Source organism: Terriglobus roseus, from assembly GCF_900105625.1.
GTDB lineage: Bacteria > Acidobacteriota > Terriglobia > Terriglobales > Acidobacteriaceae > Terriglobus > Terriglobus roseus_B.
The window spans coordinates 3,803,296-3,820,360 of record NZ_FNSD01000001.1; the positions used below are offsets into that span (position 1 = coordinate 3,803,296).

13 protein-coding genes and 1 tRNA gene are annotated in these 17,065 nt (G+C 55.6%); 7 read left to right on the forward strand and 7 right to left on the reverse strand.

The features are described from left to right. Nucleotides 1-5: 5 nt before the first annotated feature. On the reverse strand, nt 6-4,460 hold the full coding sequence (drmA, locus tag BLW03_RS15850; RefSeq protein WP_244502117.1) for a DISARM system helicase DrmA: 4,455 nt from the start codon (nt 4,458-4,460) through the stop codon (nt 6-8). Then, the gene (locus BLW03_RS15855) at nt 4,457-5,113 is read right to left on the reverse strand and encodes a hypothetical protein (RefSeq protein ID WP_139285225.1); all 657 of its coding nucleotides are present in this window, start codon (nt 5,111-5,113) and stop codon (nt 4,457-4,459) included. The genes drmA and BLW03_RS15855 overlap by 4 nt, the downstream gene beginning before the upstream one ends. Nucleotides 5,114-5,579: 466 nt before the next feature. Here BLW03_RS15855 and BLW03_RS15860 point away from each other — a divergent pair. Then, nucleotides 5,580-5,666 (forward strand) — tRNA-Leu (locus BLW03_RS15860). Nucleotides 5,667-5,681: 15 nt separating this feature from the next. Here the strand turns inward: BLW03_RS15860 and BLW03_RS15865 are convergent. Together BLW03_RS15865 and BLW03_RS20900 are read right to left on the reverse strand one after the other, a co-directional pair. Then, complete coding sequence (locus tag BLW03_RS15865; RefSeq protein WP_212733213.1) at nt 5,682-6,344, reverse strand: restriction endonuclease; 663 nt, start codon at nt 6,342-6,344, stop codon at nt 5,682-5,684. 39 nt (nt 6,345-6,383) lie between these two features. After that, nucleotides 6,384-6,608, reverse strand: a complete 225-nt coding sequence (locus BLW03_RS20900) for a winged helix-turn-helix domain-containing protein (RefSeq protein WP_212733214.1) — start codon at nt 6,606-6,608, stop codon at nt 6,384-6,386. A 327-nt stretch (nt 6,609-6,935) separates the two neighbouring features. On the opposite strand from BLW03_RS20900, the gene BLW03_RS15870 reads away from it, so the two are divergent. Genes BLW03_RS15870 through BLW03_RS15880 form a run of 3 tightly spaced genes read left to right on the forward strand, consistent with a single transcriptional unit; the run spans nt 6,936 to nt 9,447 of the window. Further along, nucleotides 6,936-8,153 (forward strand): toll/interleukin-1 receptor domain-containing protein, encoded by a 1,218-nt coding sequence (locus tag BLW03_RS15870; RefSeq protein ID WP_074655029.1) that lies wholly within the window; start codon nt 6,936-6,938, stop codon nt 8,151-8,153. Continuing rightward, nucleotides 8,150-8,962: an SLOG domain-containing protein gene (locus tag BLW03_RS15875; protein WP_074655030.1), complete on the forward strand. Its 813-nt coding sequence runs from the start codon at nt 8,150-8,152 to the stop codon at nt 8,960-8,962. The genes BLW03_RS15870 and BLW03_RS15875 overlap by 4 nt, the downstream gene beginning before the upstream one ends. Before the next feature lie 35 nt (nt 8,963-8,997). Further along, nucleotides 8,998-9,447: a TIR domain-containing protein gene (locus BLW03_RS15880; RefSeq protein WP_074655031.1), complete on the forward strand. Its 450-nt coding sequence runs from the start codon at nt 8,998-9,000 to the stop codon at nt 9,445-9,447. Between the two features lie 5 nt (nt 9,448-9,452). Here the strand turns inward: BLW03_RS15880 and BLW03_RS15885 are convergent, their stop codons facing one another. From BLW03_RS15885 to BLW03_RS15895, 3 genes are all read right to left on the reverse strand, one after another. Then, nucleotides 9,453-9,953, reverse strand: coding sequence for a TIR domain-containing protein (locus BLW03_RS15885; RefSeq protein WP_074655032.1), 501 nt, complete (start codon nt 9,951-9,953; stop codon nt 9,453-9,455). Nucleotides 9,954-10,271: 318 nt separating this feature from the next. After that, entirely contained in the window at nt 10,272-10,814 is a 543-nt protein-coding gene (locus BLW03_RS15890) for a DUF6036 family nucleotidyltransferase (protein ID WP_074655033.1), read from the reverse strand. After that, nucleotides 10,804-11,487 (reverse strand): helix-turn-helix domain-containing protein, encoded by a 684-nt coding sequence (locus BLW03_RS15895; RefSeq protein WP_074655034.1) that lies wholly within the window; start codon nt 11,485-11,487, stop codon nt 10,804-10,806. The genes BLW03_RS15890 and BLW03_RS15895 overlap by 11 nt, the downstream gene beginning before the upstream one ends. 496 nt (nt 11,488-11,983) lie before the next feature. On the opposite strand from BLW03_RS15895, the gene BLW03_RS15910 reads away from it, so the two are divergent. Genes BLW03_RS15910 through BLW03_RS15920 form a run of 3 tightly spaced genes read left to right on the forward strand, consistent with a single transcriptional unit; the run spans nt 11,984 to nt 16,979 of the window. Next, entirely contained in the window at nt 11,984-14,422 is a 2,439-nt protein-coding gene (locus BLW03_RS15910; protein WP_139285226.1) for a PAS domain-containing sensor histidine kinase, read from the forward strand. Next, nucleotides 14,419-14,877 carry a response regulator gene (locus tag BLW03_RS15915; protein ID WP_074655035.1) on the forward strand — a complete coding sequence of 153 codons (459 nt, stop codon included), beginning with the start codon at nt 14,419-14,421 and terminating at the stop codon, nt 14,875-14,877. The genes BLW03_RS15910 and BLW03_RS15915 overlap by 4 nt, the downstream gene beginning before the upstream one ends. Nucleotides 14,878-14,888: 11 nt before the next feature. Next, on the forward strand, nt 14,889-16,979 hold the full coding sequence (locus BLW03_RS15920) for a putative bifunctional diguanylate cyclase/phosphodiesterase (RefSeq protein WP_074655036.1): 2,091 nt from the start codon (nt 14,889-14,891) through the stop codon (nt 16,977-16,979). Nucleotides 16,980-17,065 lie beyond the last annotated feature (86 nt).

Here is a 17,065-nt window from a genome sequence, read left to right on the forward strand (position 1 = left end):
GCTTCTTACAGCTCCTCGTCGTTACGTGGTTGATCAAGGCGGCGCAACCAAAGATTGACGTTCGGTTCGACGTCGCGCAAGGAGCGGTTAGCGCGGAACTTCATCTCCCAACTATCGGGGAGTTTGGTCCGCAACTCGGGATCGAGAAAGTCCTTTAACAGGCTTGGGCCCGTCGTCCCTGGCTCGTATTGGTTGTAGCGTCTGACAGTCAGGACATCCTGATCTTTCTGGACAACGTCAAGCCACTCGTCCAGCAGATCGGTAGCTCTGCTCTGCACTCTGGCTTGTTCTCGCTGGCGCTCTGCCGCATCGCCATCTTTGTAAGTGAACGCGCGATCGGCGAAGTAATCGACAACCTCTTTCAACCTTTCCCGCTGTTCGACGATGTGGCCGACGCCGTTTGCGGCTGTCATTGGCTCATAGCCGAGCCGGGTGAGAGCGACCATCGACGCCGCGAGCCCGCGATCCAATGCGCGGGGGGAGAATGGGGTCACGCTGGTCGCTTCCACACTCCTGTAGAAACTCTCGTGATACGCGCAGAACCGTTCATAGTGCGAGCGGTCGCGGGGCTTGTGGACGTTCAGGATCGTCACCACCAAGCCGGGGCGTTCCGGATCTCGCCCGACACGGCTTGTTGCCTGGATGTACTCGGCGGAAGTCTTCGGCTGGCCGAAGACAACCATCAGGCCAAGCCGAGTGATATCCAAGCCCACTGAAATCATGTTGGTTGCAATCGCCACGTCGGCGTGACCCGGCTCGGAAAATGGAATTCCTAAAGTATCCTTCGCCTCAGATACCCTGGCTGTGCTTATGCGGCTCGTCAATTCCACCGGCTCGTAAGCGATTTTCCTGTCTAGGAATGAGCCGTGCGTCTCGGATACTCGTTTCCTTGATCCATAGCGCTCCAATTGGCTACGAACTTCGTCTTCAATCAAACGTCGTGCACCGCCGAGTTCGCGCAAAGCGTTGAAGTAACCAAGCAGCGTCATATACGGGTCCGCCGGGTTCTCTCTATTCTTTTTTGAAAGCCGATACGAAGTTTCGCCCGCCCCGAGCAGCGCACGATAGACCCGTAGCATGGCTACCTTGGGACTGCGCCCTTGCGCGGCGATGCCAACGTAAAGTCGAGCATTCGTCTTCTGGTCACCGTCAGTTGGCGTCAGAGTCTCTGCGAAAAACGAATCCCGACGATCAGGTCCGGGCGGAGGAAAAATCTCTACCTTCGGACGATTGAAAAGAGCCTGAATCTGGCTTTGTGCGCGGCGCACAGTTGCGGTTGAGGCAACAATTTTAGGCCGTACCTCGCGACCGTCAGGCAAGGTGCGACTCGCCAGCTTTTCGAGTGCACTCTCATACAGTCCCACCATTGTCCCAAGTGGGCCGGAGATCAGGTGGAGTTCGTCCTGAATGATGAGTTCTGGCGGCAACAGCGATCCATCAGGCAGACGTGCGCCAACGTCGGGTGTCGTGGGTCCGTAGAAGCCGTTTTCATCGAACCGCTGCACCTTGCCGAAGAATCCGGCGGTCGCTCCCATAAACGGCATGCCCGCAAACTTATCAACTGTTGCGATCATGAAGCACGGCAACCGCCGGTATATCTGATCATCGACCGCCAAGATTGGGAGAGAGCGCTCGCGGATGAAAGGGCAGTCGCGGTTGACGCACACAATTTCGAGGTCTGTCGGGAACGACTGGTTCGCTATGCCATTCCGCATCAGACGAAACGAGTGCCGTTCAAACCGAGTTCCGCACCATGGGCAAAGCTCGAGCGGAATGGGAGACGGTTTACGCGAATCCGCACCGTAATCGATGGCACGTCGGCGGGCTGTATCTGGATAGTCCTGATCTTTGCTACCCATGACGTTGGGCGTCGCAGCTCGCCCTACCCACAGGCCGATTTCAAAGCGCCACTCGCCCAAGTCAGTGTTCTTCTCGCGTAACAACTCAAGGGCGCAGATTAAGGTGGCCCCGCGACCCAACTGGTCAAGCGTCAGCAGACGCAGCGTATACCGCATCAGCACGCAAAGCCCGGCGCCCTGAATGCCGGGATTGCGCAGACGGCGCAGAACGAGCGTGAAGGCTGCAAGGCCCAGATACGCTTCGGTCTTACCTCCGCCAGTCGGGAAGAACAGCAGGTCCACAATTTCGCGATCTTCTGATTCAGGCTCGGCGATACCCGGCAGATTCATCAACAGAAAGGCAAGTTGGAACGGCCGCCAGGATGGTGGTTTCACCTCAGCGGGTGCGATTGCCTCCATCGATCCGAAGCGCTGGCGAGCCTGCATGGCCATAGCCGCATTCGCGAGCGTGAAGGCTCGCAGGCATTCCCTGTTCGCAAGCAAGAGGATGCCGCGCTTAATACGCTCGGCCGCCACGCTAGCCTGTGCCATAAGCTGGTTCCCGACCTTCTGGCGTTCAACGGGAGACACCGGAACCGTTGCTTTCTGCTGCTCGATCCAGGAGCGGTACTGATCGACCAGCGGCATCAACGCGGCTTCTGCGGCGGCACCGTCCGGCAGTTTGGAGAGACTTTCCATCTCCAATGTCACACCGGGGATGGTCGAAGGCGCGACTCGTTCAACTTGGGCTACTCCATACAGGCAGCGCTGGGCGACGAGGCGTCGGGCGTGGAGGACTTCATCTTCATCGGGCGGGATGATGGGTATATCGCCATACAGATGCCAGGCTTCGACGAGCACATCGCCAAGCTGGCGGCAGGCTTCGACGAGAAAGGCACCTGAACCCATGGCCGGATCGCAGACCTTGAGCGCGAGGACTTGCCAAGGGCGCGGGTGCTGTCCCGCATTCGCGGCCATAAGTCCGTCAAGCACGGGCTTGAGCGCGTGCTCAACGATAGGAGCGGTAAGGGTGCGCGGAGTGTAGTGGGAGCCGGAACGGCGGCGCTCGGGAGAGGGCTGAAAGATCATGGCACCCGCGCGGACAGGCTCGGGTGTGACGTTTCGGGCTATGCGCTTGTCGAGGGCGGCAAGAAGCTCGTCGACTGTGGCGGCATCTTTCAGAGCCTGCTCGGGTTTGCCCGAGAGCTTCTGGTCGGCGGCGTTGTTCAGCCATTCATTCCGCTTCGCCGCGGGCTCCGCGAGGAGCCGTTCGAGGCTGATGGTGATGGGAGCTCCATGCTTCTTCTTCGGCTTGAGAGCGATGGATTGCCCTGCCGCCAGATGTAGCTCGAAACCCATCATGGTTTCGTAGACGGATCCGATCTGTTCGACGTCGAGGTTGCGATAGCTGAGGCGCTCACCGTCGAGAACAAGCAGCAGTGCCAGGACCTTCTGAACGCTGCCATCGGAGATGCGAGGCAAAACGAGGGGCGAATCAGTCTGGCGACTGGGCTGACCACTGCGACGACCCTCTAGAAAGGGATAGCGCTCAGGATCAAACAGATAGCCACGCCGTGCAGGGATCTTGACTGAGCCAGAGTGAGCGCCCTCAAAGATGATGCGAAAGAGGACGAGCAGTTGCGCCCAGGCACCGTAGCGCTGGTCCATGGTGTCGGGGAACTGGGCTCTGTCGGCGGTAAGCCGTTCATGCAGGCCCCCGACGGAGTAGTTGTTGACCCAGAGTTCACCCGGGGAAAGCAGGTCGCGGTCTTCCGCGTAAAGGACGAAGACAATCCGAAGTAGGACCGTGAGTAGCCCAGCGTAGACCTCATTAGGATCTCGATCAAGAACCTCGTCGAGAATGCCAAGTTGGTCGTGGGCCGATTGAAAGCCGCGCAGGAGTTCGAAGAGAGCCTCAGTAACCTGGCCCGAGAGCTTGGTGGAGACGGTGTTCTGATAGCGACGGCTGGCTTTTAGGAGAGCCGGAAGGCGCTGGCCTTCGCTTGCAGTGAACAGGCGCTCCGGCGAGAGCAGCATGTACAGCGCAGACAGGATTGGGCGACCTGCGACCTGGATCATGTCCGCGACGCGAAAGGTGATGTAACCGCTTGACTCGCCTTTTGGTGCGTACACAAGGCGGATCGCCTCCGCCGAAACAAGAAGGCCTATCGCGACGCCCGTCTCGCGCAGGAGACGTTCGAAGCGAGCCTGGGGAGATGCGGGCCAAGGATGGCTGGAATCGTGGAGTGTCTCGTCGAACGGGTCTTTGGTCTTGACGATGAGCAGGAGCGGTGTGTCGCCGTCTTTCACGACGTAATCAGGGTGCAGAAGCTCGTCGTAGCCAGGTACGGGAATAGTAAGAGTCTCGTCGGGACCGGCCAGATCGGATGAGCGCCACTTGAGAACCTCAACGGCGAAGCGCTGAAAGTCCTCGAGCCGTGGCTCGGGTTGTCCGAGCGATGTCTCGGGCAGCACAGCAAGGAAGTCGCGATGCAACGGAATCGAGGCACGGTCGGCGGCGATCCCGGCTTCAATCAGTGCAGGAATGGACACGACAACGCCGATCGGCTTTACGTAGCCGATCCACTCCTGGTGCGCCGCAACAGCGGGATCGTAGCTCATTCGGTCACGCTCCCTTCGGCCACGGGCCAGAGGTAGACAAGGCCGACCGGCTCGATCCGTTGAGCATGGACTTGATAGAGATCCCGGATGCGTTGCGGTTCGCTTTCCAGCTCCAGCTCGAGCTTGGCAAGTCGCGCAGTCCAGTGGCGCCGGTCAGCGTTGAGCTGGCGGAGCTCGTCTTCGGAGAAGTTGAAGGCGATCTGCGTATCCTGCTGCTGCCTGACGCCGATGTGTTTGCGTTGGAGTTGGAGGAGCTCTCGCATTTGGGCGGATTCCTGTTCACCGCGTTTGGTGAGCTTCTCTTTCGCTTCGTCGGCGTACTGCTCGGCGCGTTGGGTCAGATGTGGGAGTAGTTGGACCACGTCGTCAACCGCGGATGCAACGAGCATTTTTTGTATGGTCTCGTTCGTGGTTCCACGTGTAAGAAGAGCCTGATCGAGGAGATCCAGAGTCTTGAGCTCCGTTTCGCGGCCGTACGGGCTGAGCGGCGAGGTACGGATGGCGGGATCCGACCACCGTGCGGTCACCGTGACAATCTCTTCGTGCAGCCTGGCCGCGCCCGGACCGTAAAGCGCCAAACGAGCAAGCAGCAGAACGCGTGGGATGGCATCCTGCGTTTGAGCCAGACAAGCACGGGAAAGATCGTGATGCACGAAGCCTTGTGAAAGAAAGCGGCTGAGGAGGCGCTGGACTACGCGCTGCTCAAGGTGAAGCTGGACGACCTTATCAGTGACCCGACCCGGATCGTTGAAGACAACCGGACGAATGCGAGAGGTGGCACAGCGTGCTTGCGCCGATCCCGAGCATTTTCGCTGCTTGCCGAGTGGAAAAGGTCTCCATATATGGGGCAGTGTTCGAGATATCCGAGCCGATGTCAAGCCCTTAACGCGGCGTACTTTCCGCTACGTCATCCGTAAAGGCTCTCCGCTGCGCTTCGATAAACGCGCGCAGAACACGCGGCCTTGACTGATGGCTCCGCTACGAGTGATGGCTGGTCATGAGGAGCATGTCTGCTCCTCTTTTTGAGAGCAAGCGGATGATGAAAAGCGCCTTGGCAAACGTTCAGTGAACAATCCGATGGTGCCCGAGTTACCGACAGCTGCGGTACAATGTAAACACGGCCGAGTGGTGAAATTGGCAGCCACAGCAGACTCAAAATCTGCCGAGGGCAACCTCATGTCGGTTCGAGTCCGACCTCGGCCACCATCCCTATCTATCTACCTACGCCTCGAAGAACTCTTCATCAATGTTCTTGATAGTGAGAGTCTCCTCGATACGGCAACCGATATTCTGGCGAATCATGAGTTCCGACAGCTGATTGCCATCGATAAGCACGATGCGCTTGCTCAGGAAGTCTGCCGTCTCTCTTGCCGATTGAGAAAAGCTTGAGGTCGTTACGAAGAGACCTTTGTTTGCTTTGTGACGATCAAGGCTGCCGAAGAAATCGCGGATTGCACCTGAACCGATGTTATTTCCAGCGCTATATCGTTTGGCTTGAATATAGACACGATCCAAGCCCAGGATGTCTTGATCGACCACACCATCTACGCCGTCATCTCCCGAGCGCCCAAGTGTCCGACCTGCTTTATCGGCGCTTGTGCCACCGTATCCCATGCTCAAGAGGAGATTCACGATCAGGCGCTCAAAGAAATCAGGTGGCGCACTACGAACTCGTGCCAGAAGATCTTCTGCAAGTGCTGTCTCAATCTGCCGATGTGCTGACCGCATAATCTCATCTGGCGTTTCCTTTTGATCGGTGAGACCTTCCACCACTTGTGGTTGCAGCACAGCCTCGTCGGTTTCATTACTCCGACGCCGGAACTCTCGAAATTCTTCGAATTGATCGAGGAAGCGGTTATCTATGGCAATCGGGTTGGAAGCCAAAATCTCTTGTCCACGCGAGGAGATTTTGAAATGGCCTCTCTACGTAAGTTCCACGAGCCCAGCCTTGCTGGGGTAAGACTTCGCCCAGTGAACCCGGTTGCTGAAGACCGATTGCTTGCCTGATGGCAGCAGTGCTGTCCGATCCTCGGGACTGAGAGACAGTTCATCCGCAAGAGACTCGACTACAGTGCCAATGCGTACTTCTCCCCGCGCTGCCTTCCGAAGAACAGGGAGCATAAGGAATTGGTAATCAGGAATTGCCATGATTCAAATGCTCGTGAATATGAGATTATTCGATTCTACTCAAGTGGCTTCGGAAAGTGACATCAAGCGGAGAAGTTACGACCGTGCGGCTCTATTGCAGAAAATCCGTCAATGTTTGTGGAACTCAGGCGGTGAGCCAGTTCGGATAGCGCAATCGGCTTTTGAGAAACCTTTATTTTGTGATTCGAGACGCAGTGAGATTTGTTCACACGAAGGCGGGAACCATTCACCCAAAACTGCCCTTGCGAACCTCAGATCAGCCAAAAGGCGTTTACGGGGCACGGACACCCCTGTAGTCTTGATGCTGCAACATTAGCCGAGGCTGTAATGATCGTTATTTTGCATTCTCCCTCCACTCTCGTCATCGCGCAAGCCATCCGGGCAGACCTGGAAGTTGCATTCAACGGCCATGTTGGGACCACGACACAGTCTGCGGACTCAGACAGCGTCTGGCCTGCTGCCGCTTCATGGGATGACTTGCTCTTGGTCGTATATGACAAAGATGCTTTCCCCAGCCAGGGCAAAAAGTACATCTCGGATTATCTGGCAGTGCGACCGAAAGCGAGTCTCCTCCCAGTAGCAATCGATCTGAACCACACAAAGCCGCCGGAGCCTGCTGACGGCATCAAAGCGCTCGCGTATGACGATGCTGCTAAAGGAGCGGTTGGCCGACTAACTCACCGGGCGGGCTGTATGTTGGGCCTGCGCCTGCAAGGTCGAGACAGCAAGATCTTCATTTCATATCGGGCTTCTGATGGAAAATTTATTGCCGATCAACTTTACGATCATTTCGTCAGGCTTGGTCACCAGCCTTGGAAGGACGAAGCGCGTGAACTGGACGGTGACACGAAGATCTTACCCGGTGAGAAGGTGCAGGAAGAAATCGACCTGGCGCTCGCGGATGCAAGCCTCGTTCTGCTCCTGGACACCCCGGATTCACCCTCTTCGAAATGGATAAGGCACGAAGTCAATACTGCTGATGGCCAGCTGCTGCCAATCCTGCCTATCGTCTTTCAAAAGAAAGACGATAAGAAAGGGCCCAGATTTAGGTCCCTCCTCGCTCTTCGGCGCTGGATTACGTTCGACGTACCCGATGCCAAGGCCGCTCCGTTGAGCGATACTCAACTGGAAGAGATCGTTGCGGCGGCGGAAAAATACCAATGTGAAATCTTCCAACGGAAATGTAGAGTGCCATTCATCGTGGAGAAGCATTTCCTCTTGCAAGGCTTCGATTGGAATGAAGTCGATAAGCGTCTCCTAATGTTCGAGTCTCTGCGTAAGCAGAACGTACGCTTACGGACACGGGTGCTCAGTCACTGCTCGATCTTCGATCAGATCCATAGCCCAGCAGTGGCGAAGTTTCGCGAATTCGTCAAGATGACAACACCGTCGAATTACTCACTGTTTATTTACGACGGACAACTACTCTCTGAATCGGAGATCGAAGATATCGTGCAGAGCGAGGCAGAAGAGCTGATCATTCTTCATCACCAGGAACTCGCCTCGCTGCTCAGCTCCAACTTCATGAAGCTGGAGGCGGCATGAGCGTAACCAGGCTCGGTGTAACGCTAGAGGAATTTGAAATTGGCTTGACGGGAGCCATCCCCGAGATTGAATTATGGTCGGAACCTGCTATGGACAGGGGGATTTTAGAATTTGTCTCTCTCTTCTGTGGCATGGTTTTCAAATACGGTGGCCGTATCATTCATGGGTCTCACCCTGCGTTCACTCCGATCATCCTCCGTCAGGCGCGTCTTCAGGCCGGGAAGCGTTTACGAAAACCCGTGACACTTGTAATGTCGGATTTGTTTGCACGAGATCGCTCGAACGACGATCTTGAATCGCTCACCGACATCGCGGAACTCGTCATCACTAAGAAGATTGGAGAAAAGGACGCCCTCGATCCCGAAACACGAAATCTCAGCCTGACCGCGATGCGCCGCGTGTTGATCGACTCCCAGAATGTCATGGTTGCCGTAGGTGGAATCTCGCATAAAGGTGATGGTATGGTGCCGGGAGTTGGCGAAGAAATGCAGCTTGCTGGACAGCGCGGGATACCGAGATTCCTGATCGCCGGGTTGGGTGGTTATGCGCGCGAATTAGCTAAGGAGCTGGAACCCTCGTCGCTAAATAATGCCCTTTCGGATGATTCAAACTTGGAACTCTTCAGGACAGATGACGTGGCCGCTAGTGTCAACTTAGTGTTCAACCATCTAGCTGAATCGGAAGACCTCGCCAGGTCAGCCTCGCAGCCAATCAAATGGAACCCGGAATTGAGAATGATAGTGGATCACCGCGATGGCACCATTCATGAGGAAGCGAATCAATATATCGAGCAGGCTATGGCTGTGTAGACCTGAATCAACGTATAGACGGAGGCAAGTTTCACATGGCACGGAGAGTCTTTTTCAGTTTCCACTATCAGCAGGATTTATGGCGCGTCAATGTCGTGCGCAACAGCGGCCTTATTGAGGGCGTTGCTGCGGCTGGCTTTCACGATACGTCTCTATGGGAAGAGACCAAGCGTCAGGGTGATGACGCGGTCATAAGGCTGATCGATAACGGACTCAAGGGCACGAGCGTGACGGTCGTCCTGATCGGAGAGCAAACTGCCTCACGTCGTTATGTGACCTATGAGATTGATAAAAGTGCAGCGGAGGGCAATGGCTTATTGGGTATCTATATCCACAATATTAAAGACAGGTCTGGCAAGCTAGGCACACTGGGACCGATACCAGCTGCGCTGTCTAAGCGTGGCGCCCCGATCTATACGTGGGAATACGGTCAATTAGGAAGATGGGTTGAAGCGGCATACCAGGCCGCTCATCCTCACGGCTGACAGGCTTACGTATAGTTGTTGCGGATGGTTATCGCTTCTTCAACCCAATCAGCTATGTTGCTTTTGATTGACGCATATATTTCTGTGCTATCTGCACCTGACGGCCATTTCAATTGCACTTGCGAAGATAGAGAAACAGTTCCGTTCTTCAGCGTCAATTTGTCGAACGGGTTTGCGCCCGCGCTGCTTGTATATTCTGAATGATTCTTCAGGCCATGTATGCGTATTCCAACCACGCCTTTCTTCGCATTCCATGCTTCCTGAATCTCATGGATTACCCAAGGGCGTGAGGCCGTTTCGCTTCCGACGAGCACTACAGCGCACGATTTGCCGGAAAGTTGATCGGCGATCCATTTCTCGATGGCCGCGTTTCCGCCCTTCTTTACCTTCTCCCAGTCATTGTCTGAGCAGGGTGCGTCAGCTTCAAGCGCTCCCATGTTGCGGACCTGACCAGCACGCCATGCATCATTATCAAAATGAAAACTAAAAAATACCTTCCTGGCCATCTGCCTTCCTTTCGTGTCTAGGTCGGTTCTTCGATGCAACTCCTCTTCTACCTTGCCGCTATGGCTGTTCAACCTCGATGCTAAATTAACCTATCTTTGCTTTCGGGTACCAATTGGATAAAAAAGGGGAATCCCGCTATCAGGACCATGGTCTTGCGGGCCCAAAGCCAGCGAGATCGTGCTTTCGGCGGCCTCTGCATTTGTACGAACGGCTACGGCGAAATATGGCAATTCAAGTCGCGCGGTGTCACTTTGTCAAAGTTTTTTGGTGTGTCTGCTGATGGAACCGCGTGCAGTCGGGGCCGAGGCCGCTAGCGATTATTCCTCGGACAGCATTTCCATCCACAACTTCATCGTCAGATCCTCACGGTCCGGCCTTCCAAGTTGCCAACGCAGCTCCGTTTCATAGCGTTGCTGGAGCGTAGCCAGATTGAACGGAACCGTGCTGCTGAGATACCGAACGTCATCACGGTCTTTCTGACTGTTCCGTTCGAGTTTTGATAAGGCGATATCGTACGGATCGAGAGCCATCAGTCTGAGGTGTCGATAGGCTCCAGGGAACATCTCTGTGAGCCGGTCTTCGTAATTCTCTGGGATTGCAGCCACACCTACTCGATCAAGGTAAATTCGATGCTTTCGGTGAAGAGGACCTCCTTGCAATGCGATCTGCATCAACGTCTCAGACGCCTCCCTCGGTGCGAGTTCGATGACATCCACATCCGCCGTAGGCCGGGTGAGTCCGTATAGCTGCGTGACAACGAATCCTCCGATACAGTCCAGACGCGCAGGGGATTGCAATGCGTCATCAAGATCTCGGAGAAACGAGTGCCAGGGTTCGGGAGGCCTTAAGTCAGAAGACATGCTGGAGGTCCTCGGCTTTCAGGTCGGTAAGCAAATTCCAGTGTGCTGCCAATGGAGTTCGGTGGGTGCGCAGCCATTTGCGTTCAGCCTGTGACATGGAACTTTTAGCGAGCGTGTCTTCGTTGGCTAGGCGAGAGCATTCCAGCGCAGCCGCACGAGAGCGCAGTTTCTCCGAGAGCTGCGTCTCTCCGCGTTTTTGTGCAACATCGCTTGCCAGCAGAGCGACGTATGCAAGCCGATTCTGTCGATCCCGAGACTTGCTTTCGGATGTGAGCCAATTCCAGTTCATCTCAGGGAAGTGAAACGGGAGCCACGGCAAGGCTTCTGTCACCCGAGCATCAAGATTTTCGCTGTCGAGTGCGAGGAGAAGCAATTCGGCTGGATTGAGCAGTTGCTGACTTTCCAGATAGGCAAACCCCGGATATCCCAGCTCTCCCAAAGCTCGCTTGAAGAACTCTTCTCCTGCCTTCATGCCGGAATGATCTTCTATGGGCCGTGCCGTTGCAGGTAGAGGGAAAACCCGAAGAGCTGCGGACGTGAGATCGTCCGAGACGGGCCTATTGCCGCGTTCAACCATAGAAAGGTAGGCCTGCGTCACGCCAAGGCGATGAGCCGCCTCAGCCTGAGTCCAGTTCGAAGCGGTGCGAGCCGATTTGAGGTCATGACTAGTCACAGTATCATTATAACAATAGCTGTTATATAGCTGAGAAGCCCGCAGAAGGCTTGGCAGGTAAGGCGGCTAAAAAAGTGCAAATTTTGCACATTTTCTTACACAGTACACAGTGTTATCGAAATAACTATATATTTATCAATAGCTTAGGAATGTCCCGAAAGGACTCAAAATCCGCCGAGGGCAACCTCGTGGGGGTTCGACCCCCCTCCCGGCACCAATAAGTTCAGGATCGATACGGATATGGCCTTTCGTTAGCGAAGAAGGCCATGGCTGTTTGATACCCATTGGTCGTTCTGTTCTCGGGTGCTGACTGCAGAGAGTTCAGATTCATTTATCAGGGCGGGCTTCGGACAATCGATTATCAGCCGCCCGGGACTTTAGTTCCGCTTTGCGTAGCGCAATTGAGCGATGATTGTTCTGTGCGGTATAGCGCACAACGAGATTCCCCCAAGATCCAAGAAGACCCCTCGAGAGCCATTGAGGCGAGGTGTCGACCGTGTCCCTTCTTCGCAGTCTGCGATTGTTTCTTGGCGCAACGCTTTTCACGTTTCTGACTACGGCGTTACTCGCATGTCGCGGGGCTGATCGGGCTCCGGGCGATGGACTCCTTTCGCTTATCGCTATCTTCAGTTGTTGCGTCACCCTGATCCTGGCGTGGATTGTGGTACGCGGGGCGGCATTGCAAATGCGGCTGACCGACGGGATCGCGGAATATGTCCGGCTCAGCAGCATGCTGCTGGAAGGCACGCCAGATTATGCGCTTCTCCTGCTTGATCCTAAGGGCGAGATCGTAACGTGGAACCGGGGCGCTGAGACGCTGACAGGCGCTTCGTCGGCGGATGCCGTCGGGCGGAACATTGCCTCCTTCTACTCCCCGCTGGACCAAAGTCGCGGCAGGCCAGAGGAGGTTCTCCGGATCGCCGCCACCATCGGCCGCTACGAAAATCTTCGCGTGCGGGTTGAGAAAAACGGCACCCGCTACGATACGGCGTCGACCTACACGGCGTTGCGCAGCCCGGACGGAACCTTGCTGGGATTTACGGTGGTGGGCCGCGACCTTGGTGAGGGTGAGGAATCCGGCGCAAGGTATCGAGGACTGTTGGAAGCTGCTCCTGATGCCATGGTCGTGGTGGATCAGCAGGGCAACGTCGTGATCCTGAATTTGCAAACGGAAAAGCAGTTTGGCTATTCGCGCGACGAATTGATCGGTCAGCCAGTAACAACCATCATCCCGATTGGTTTTGCGGAGCGCCTGATTGCAGACGGCACCCGAACCGCCTCTGAGGCGATGGCGCAGCAGATCGACACGGGCATCGAGCTCATCGGCCTGCGTAAAGATGGGACGGAGTTTCCCATCGAGATCATGTTGAGTCCCCTGGAGAACGCTGACGGTACGTTGGTGACCGCGGCGATCCGGAATATCAGCTTACGTGCGGCGGCTGACCAACACCTGGCACAGATGGAAGAGCGCTACCGCGGTCTGCTGGAGGCTGCGCCGGATGCGATGGTCGTCGTGAATCCCATCGGCGAAATTGTGTTGCTGAATGTTCAGGCCGAGAAGCAATTCGGCTATCGCCGAGATGAGCTCATCGGGCAACAGGTCAAGAACATCATTCCGGAGGGATTTGCGGAACGGCTAATCGCTGATGGCTCGCGCACCGCCGCTGAGGCGTATGCGCAGCAAATTGGCACTGGCATTGAACTGAATGGTCGCCGCAAGGACGGTACAGAGTTTCCGATCGAGATTATGCTGAGCCCGTTGGAGAACGCTGCAGGGATCCTCGTCACCGCTGCGATCCGTGACATCAGCGTGCGCAGGGCCGCAGACAAACATCTGGCTCAAATGGAGGGTCGGTATCGGGGTTTGCTGGAAGCAGCTCCTGACGCAATGGTCGTCGTGAACTCAGACTGGGAGATCGTCCTGCTGAATGTCCAAGCAGAGAAACAATTCGGTTACAGCCGGAACGAGCTCTTGGGGCAGAAGGTCAAGAATATTATCCCGGCAGGCTTCGCGGAAAGGCTGATTGCGGATGCCCTGCGCACCACCGAGGATGCGCTGGCACAGCAGATCGGAACTGGCATCGAGCTGACGGGGCGCCGTAAAGACAAGACAGAGTTCCCGATTGAAATCATGCTCAGCCCGCTTGAAAACACTGACGGCATCCTTGTAACGGCAGCCATTCGAAACATCACGCTCCGCAAGAAAGCCGAGCAGGAGCTGGTGCAGAAGATCGAGGCGCTTAATCGATCCAATGAGGAATTGGGGCAGTTCGCGTATGTCGCTTCTCACGATCTGCAGGAGCCTCTCCGCATGGTCGCAAGTTACACGCAGCTGCTGTCCAAGCGTTATAAGGGCAGGCTCGATTCGGATGCCGATGAATTTATCGCCTTCGCAGTAGATGGTGCAAGCCGCATGCAACGACTGATTCAAGATCTGCTTGCTTTCTCACGCATTGGAACGAAGCTAGAAAAGCTCGAGCATGTGTCGAGTGATGATGCGTTAACGCAGGCCCTGCGCAACCTGCGTGGTGCAATAGAAGACAGTGGCGCCGAGGTCACGCACGATCCATTGCCCGAGATTCTGGCCGATGAACTGCAGTTAGTCCAGCTCTTCCAAAATCTTGTTGGGAACGGTATCAAGTACCAGGCTCCGGGGACTCCACACATTCATGTTTCTGCGAGAGAAAGCGGAGATAAGAGTTGGGAATTCACTGTCGCCGACAACGGCCTCGGCATTGCACCGCAGTATTTCGACCGAATTTTCGGCATGTTTCAACGGCTTCACAAACGAGATGAATTTGCTGGAACAGGTATCGGTCTCGCCATCTGTAAAAAGATTGTCGAGCGTCATGACGGAACGATCACGGTCGAATCCCAGCTTGGCGTCGGCTCGACCTTCCGATTCACCTTGTCCGGCGAAGAGAGGAAGCTATGAAAAGCGAAGTAGACGCAAAGAAGCGTCGAGTTCTGCTGATTGAAGATGGATCAGGAGATGTCCGTTTGACGAAGGAGGCCTTTCGCGAGGCAAACCTTTCAGTCGACATAGATGTTGCCTCGGACGGCATCGAGGCGATGGTCTTTCTGAAGAAGACGCTGGGTGATCATGAAGCAGGATTGCCTGAGATCATTCTGCTGGACTTGAATCTTCCAAAGATGGACGGGCGCGAGGTGTTGGCGCAGATAAAGGAAGATCCCCGCCTCCGCCTGATTCCGACGATCATTCTGACAACGTCTACTGCTGAGGCAGACATTCGGAAGGCCTACGAACTCCGCGCCAACTGCTATCTCACGAAGCCCGTTCAGCTCGAGGACTTCGAGGAACTTGTTCGAAGCATCAATGATTTCTGGCTTGAAAAAGCGCAGCTCACGGCGCCCGGACACCCCTCTTGAGCAGCGCCGCGATGAGGATCCTGCTTGTGGAAGACAACCTGGGAGATGCTCGTCTGCTGCGCGAAATGCTCAGCGAGGCGCACACGCATCCGACAGAACTGAGCCACGTGACCAGCATGCTGGAAGCAGAGTACTATCTGGAGTCCAAGCCGTTCGACCTCATCCTGTTAGACATTGGCTTGCCGGATGCTCAAGGCGCACCGGCGATCCTCCGGGCACGCAAGGCTGCACCAAATGTGCCGCTGGTTGTTCTTACTGGGTACGACGATACTGCGCTGGCTTCTATCGCGTTGCAGCACGGCGCGCAGGACTATCTCATCAAAGGCGAGATTGAGACTCGCGGCCTGATCCGCGCGCTGCGCTATGCCGTGGAGCGCAAGTCGATGCAAAGCGCAGTCTTTGCAGAAAAGGAGCGCGCTCAGGCCACGTTGAATTGCATCGGCGATGCCGTCGCTTGCACGGACAACGCAGGCAATATCACCTTTTTGAATGAGGCCGCCGAAAAGATGACTGGATGGTCGCTGCTGGAGGCGACTGGACGCTCTATGGCGGAGACGTTCGTCATTCTGGATGCGACCACGCGTCGGCTTGTCTCGCTTGAAGTGGCCACGCCGGGCGAGGAGCGTAGCGCATCGTCCATGCCTCCAAACTGCATCCTGATCCGCCGAGATGGTTTCGAAGTGCCTATTGAGGATTCTGTTTCGGCGATCTTTGACCAGGATGGAAATGCCGAGGGAGCGGTCATCGTGTTTCGGGATGTCAGTGCGGCCCGCGCCATGTCAGGGCAGATGTTGCGTTTGGCGAAGCATGACTTTCTTACTGGCCTTCCGAATCGAATGACACTCTATGACCGGATCGATCAAGCGATCTCACTGGCACCACGCCATCAGAAACGCGTTGCCGTCCTGTTTCTCGACCTGGACGGGTTTAAGCACATCAATGATTCGTTGGGCCACTCCACGGGCGACAAACTTTTGCAGTCAATCGCGAAGAGGCTGGTGGATTGCGTGCGTAGTTCCGATACCGTTAGCCGGCAGGGGGGTGATGAGTTTGTCGTTCTGCTCTCAGAAGTAGAGATCCCGGATAACACGGACATTACCGCACGCAGGATGTTGCATGCGGTGGCGGAGCCACACACGATCAACCAGCATCAGTTGCATATCACCGCCAGCATTGGCACCAGTGTGTATCCGGATGATGGCCTGGATGCGGAAACGCTCATCAAGAACGCAGATACCGCGATGTACCAGGCAAAGGAAAATGGTCGTAACAGCTCTCAATTTTTCAAGTCCGCAATGAATGTAAGAGCGGTTCAGCGGCAGGGCATTGAAGAAAGCCTTCGCGTGGCGCTTAAGCGTGAAGAGTTTTCTGTCCATTACCAGCCGAAGGTCAACCTTGTAACCCAAGAGATCACCGGCGCGGAGGCTCTGCTGCGTTGGACCAACCCTGTGCGCGGGTCTGTTTCGCCAGTCGAGTTCATTCCCGTTGCGGAAGACTCGGGATTGATCGTCCCGATTGGTAACTGGGTGCTTCGGCAAGCCTGTATTCAGGCCAAGCAGTGGAAAGACGTCGGGCTGCCGATCAGGAACATCGCGGTGAATATCTCTGCGATTGAGTTCCGCAATGAGGCCTTCCTCGATGGCGTGCTTGCTATCCTGGAAGAGACAAATCTGGATCCGACCTGCCTTGAACTGGAATTGACTGAAAGCGCTTTGATCAAGCATGCGGAAGCGGCTGGGTCCATCCTGAAGACCCTTCGCCATCTCGGTGTGCAAGTGGCCGTTGATGATTTTGGGACCGGATACTCGAGCCTGAGTTATCTTCGAAAGTTCGCGATTGACTCGTTGAAGATCGACCAATCGTTCATTCACCAGATTGGTGCCTCTACAGAGGAAACAACCATCGTGACGGCGGTGATCGGGATGGCTCGCGGCCTGAATCTGAAGGTCGTTGCGGAAGGCGTGGAGACCAGGCAGCAAGCGGCATTTCTTCTGGACAGCCAATGCGACGAAGCGCAAGGCTACTATTTCAGTCGGCCCGTAGCACCGCAGGAATTCGCGAAGCTGCTCCGTGAAAATCCTATGGACCGCCGCGTCCACTAAGGTGAGTTGCTGACCCAGGACATCGCGAACTGCATGTGACGTCTTTCAGAAGCCTCACATTCCAACTGTGACCGCCATCACATCCA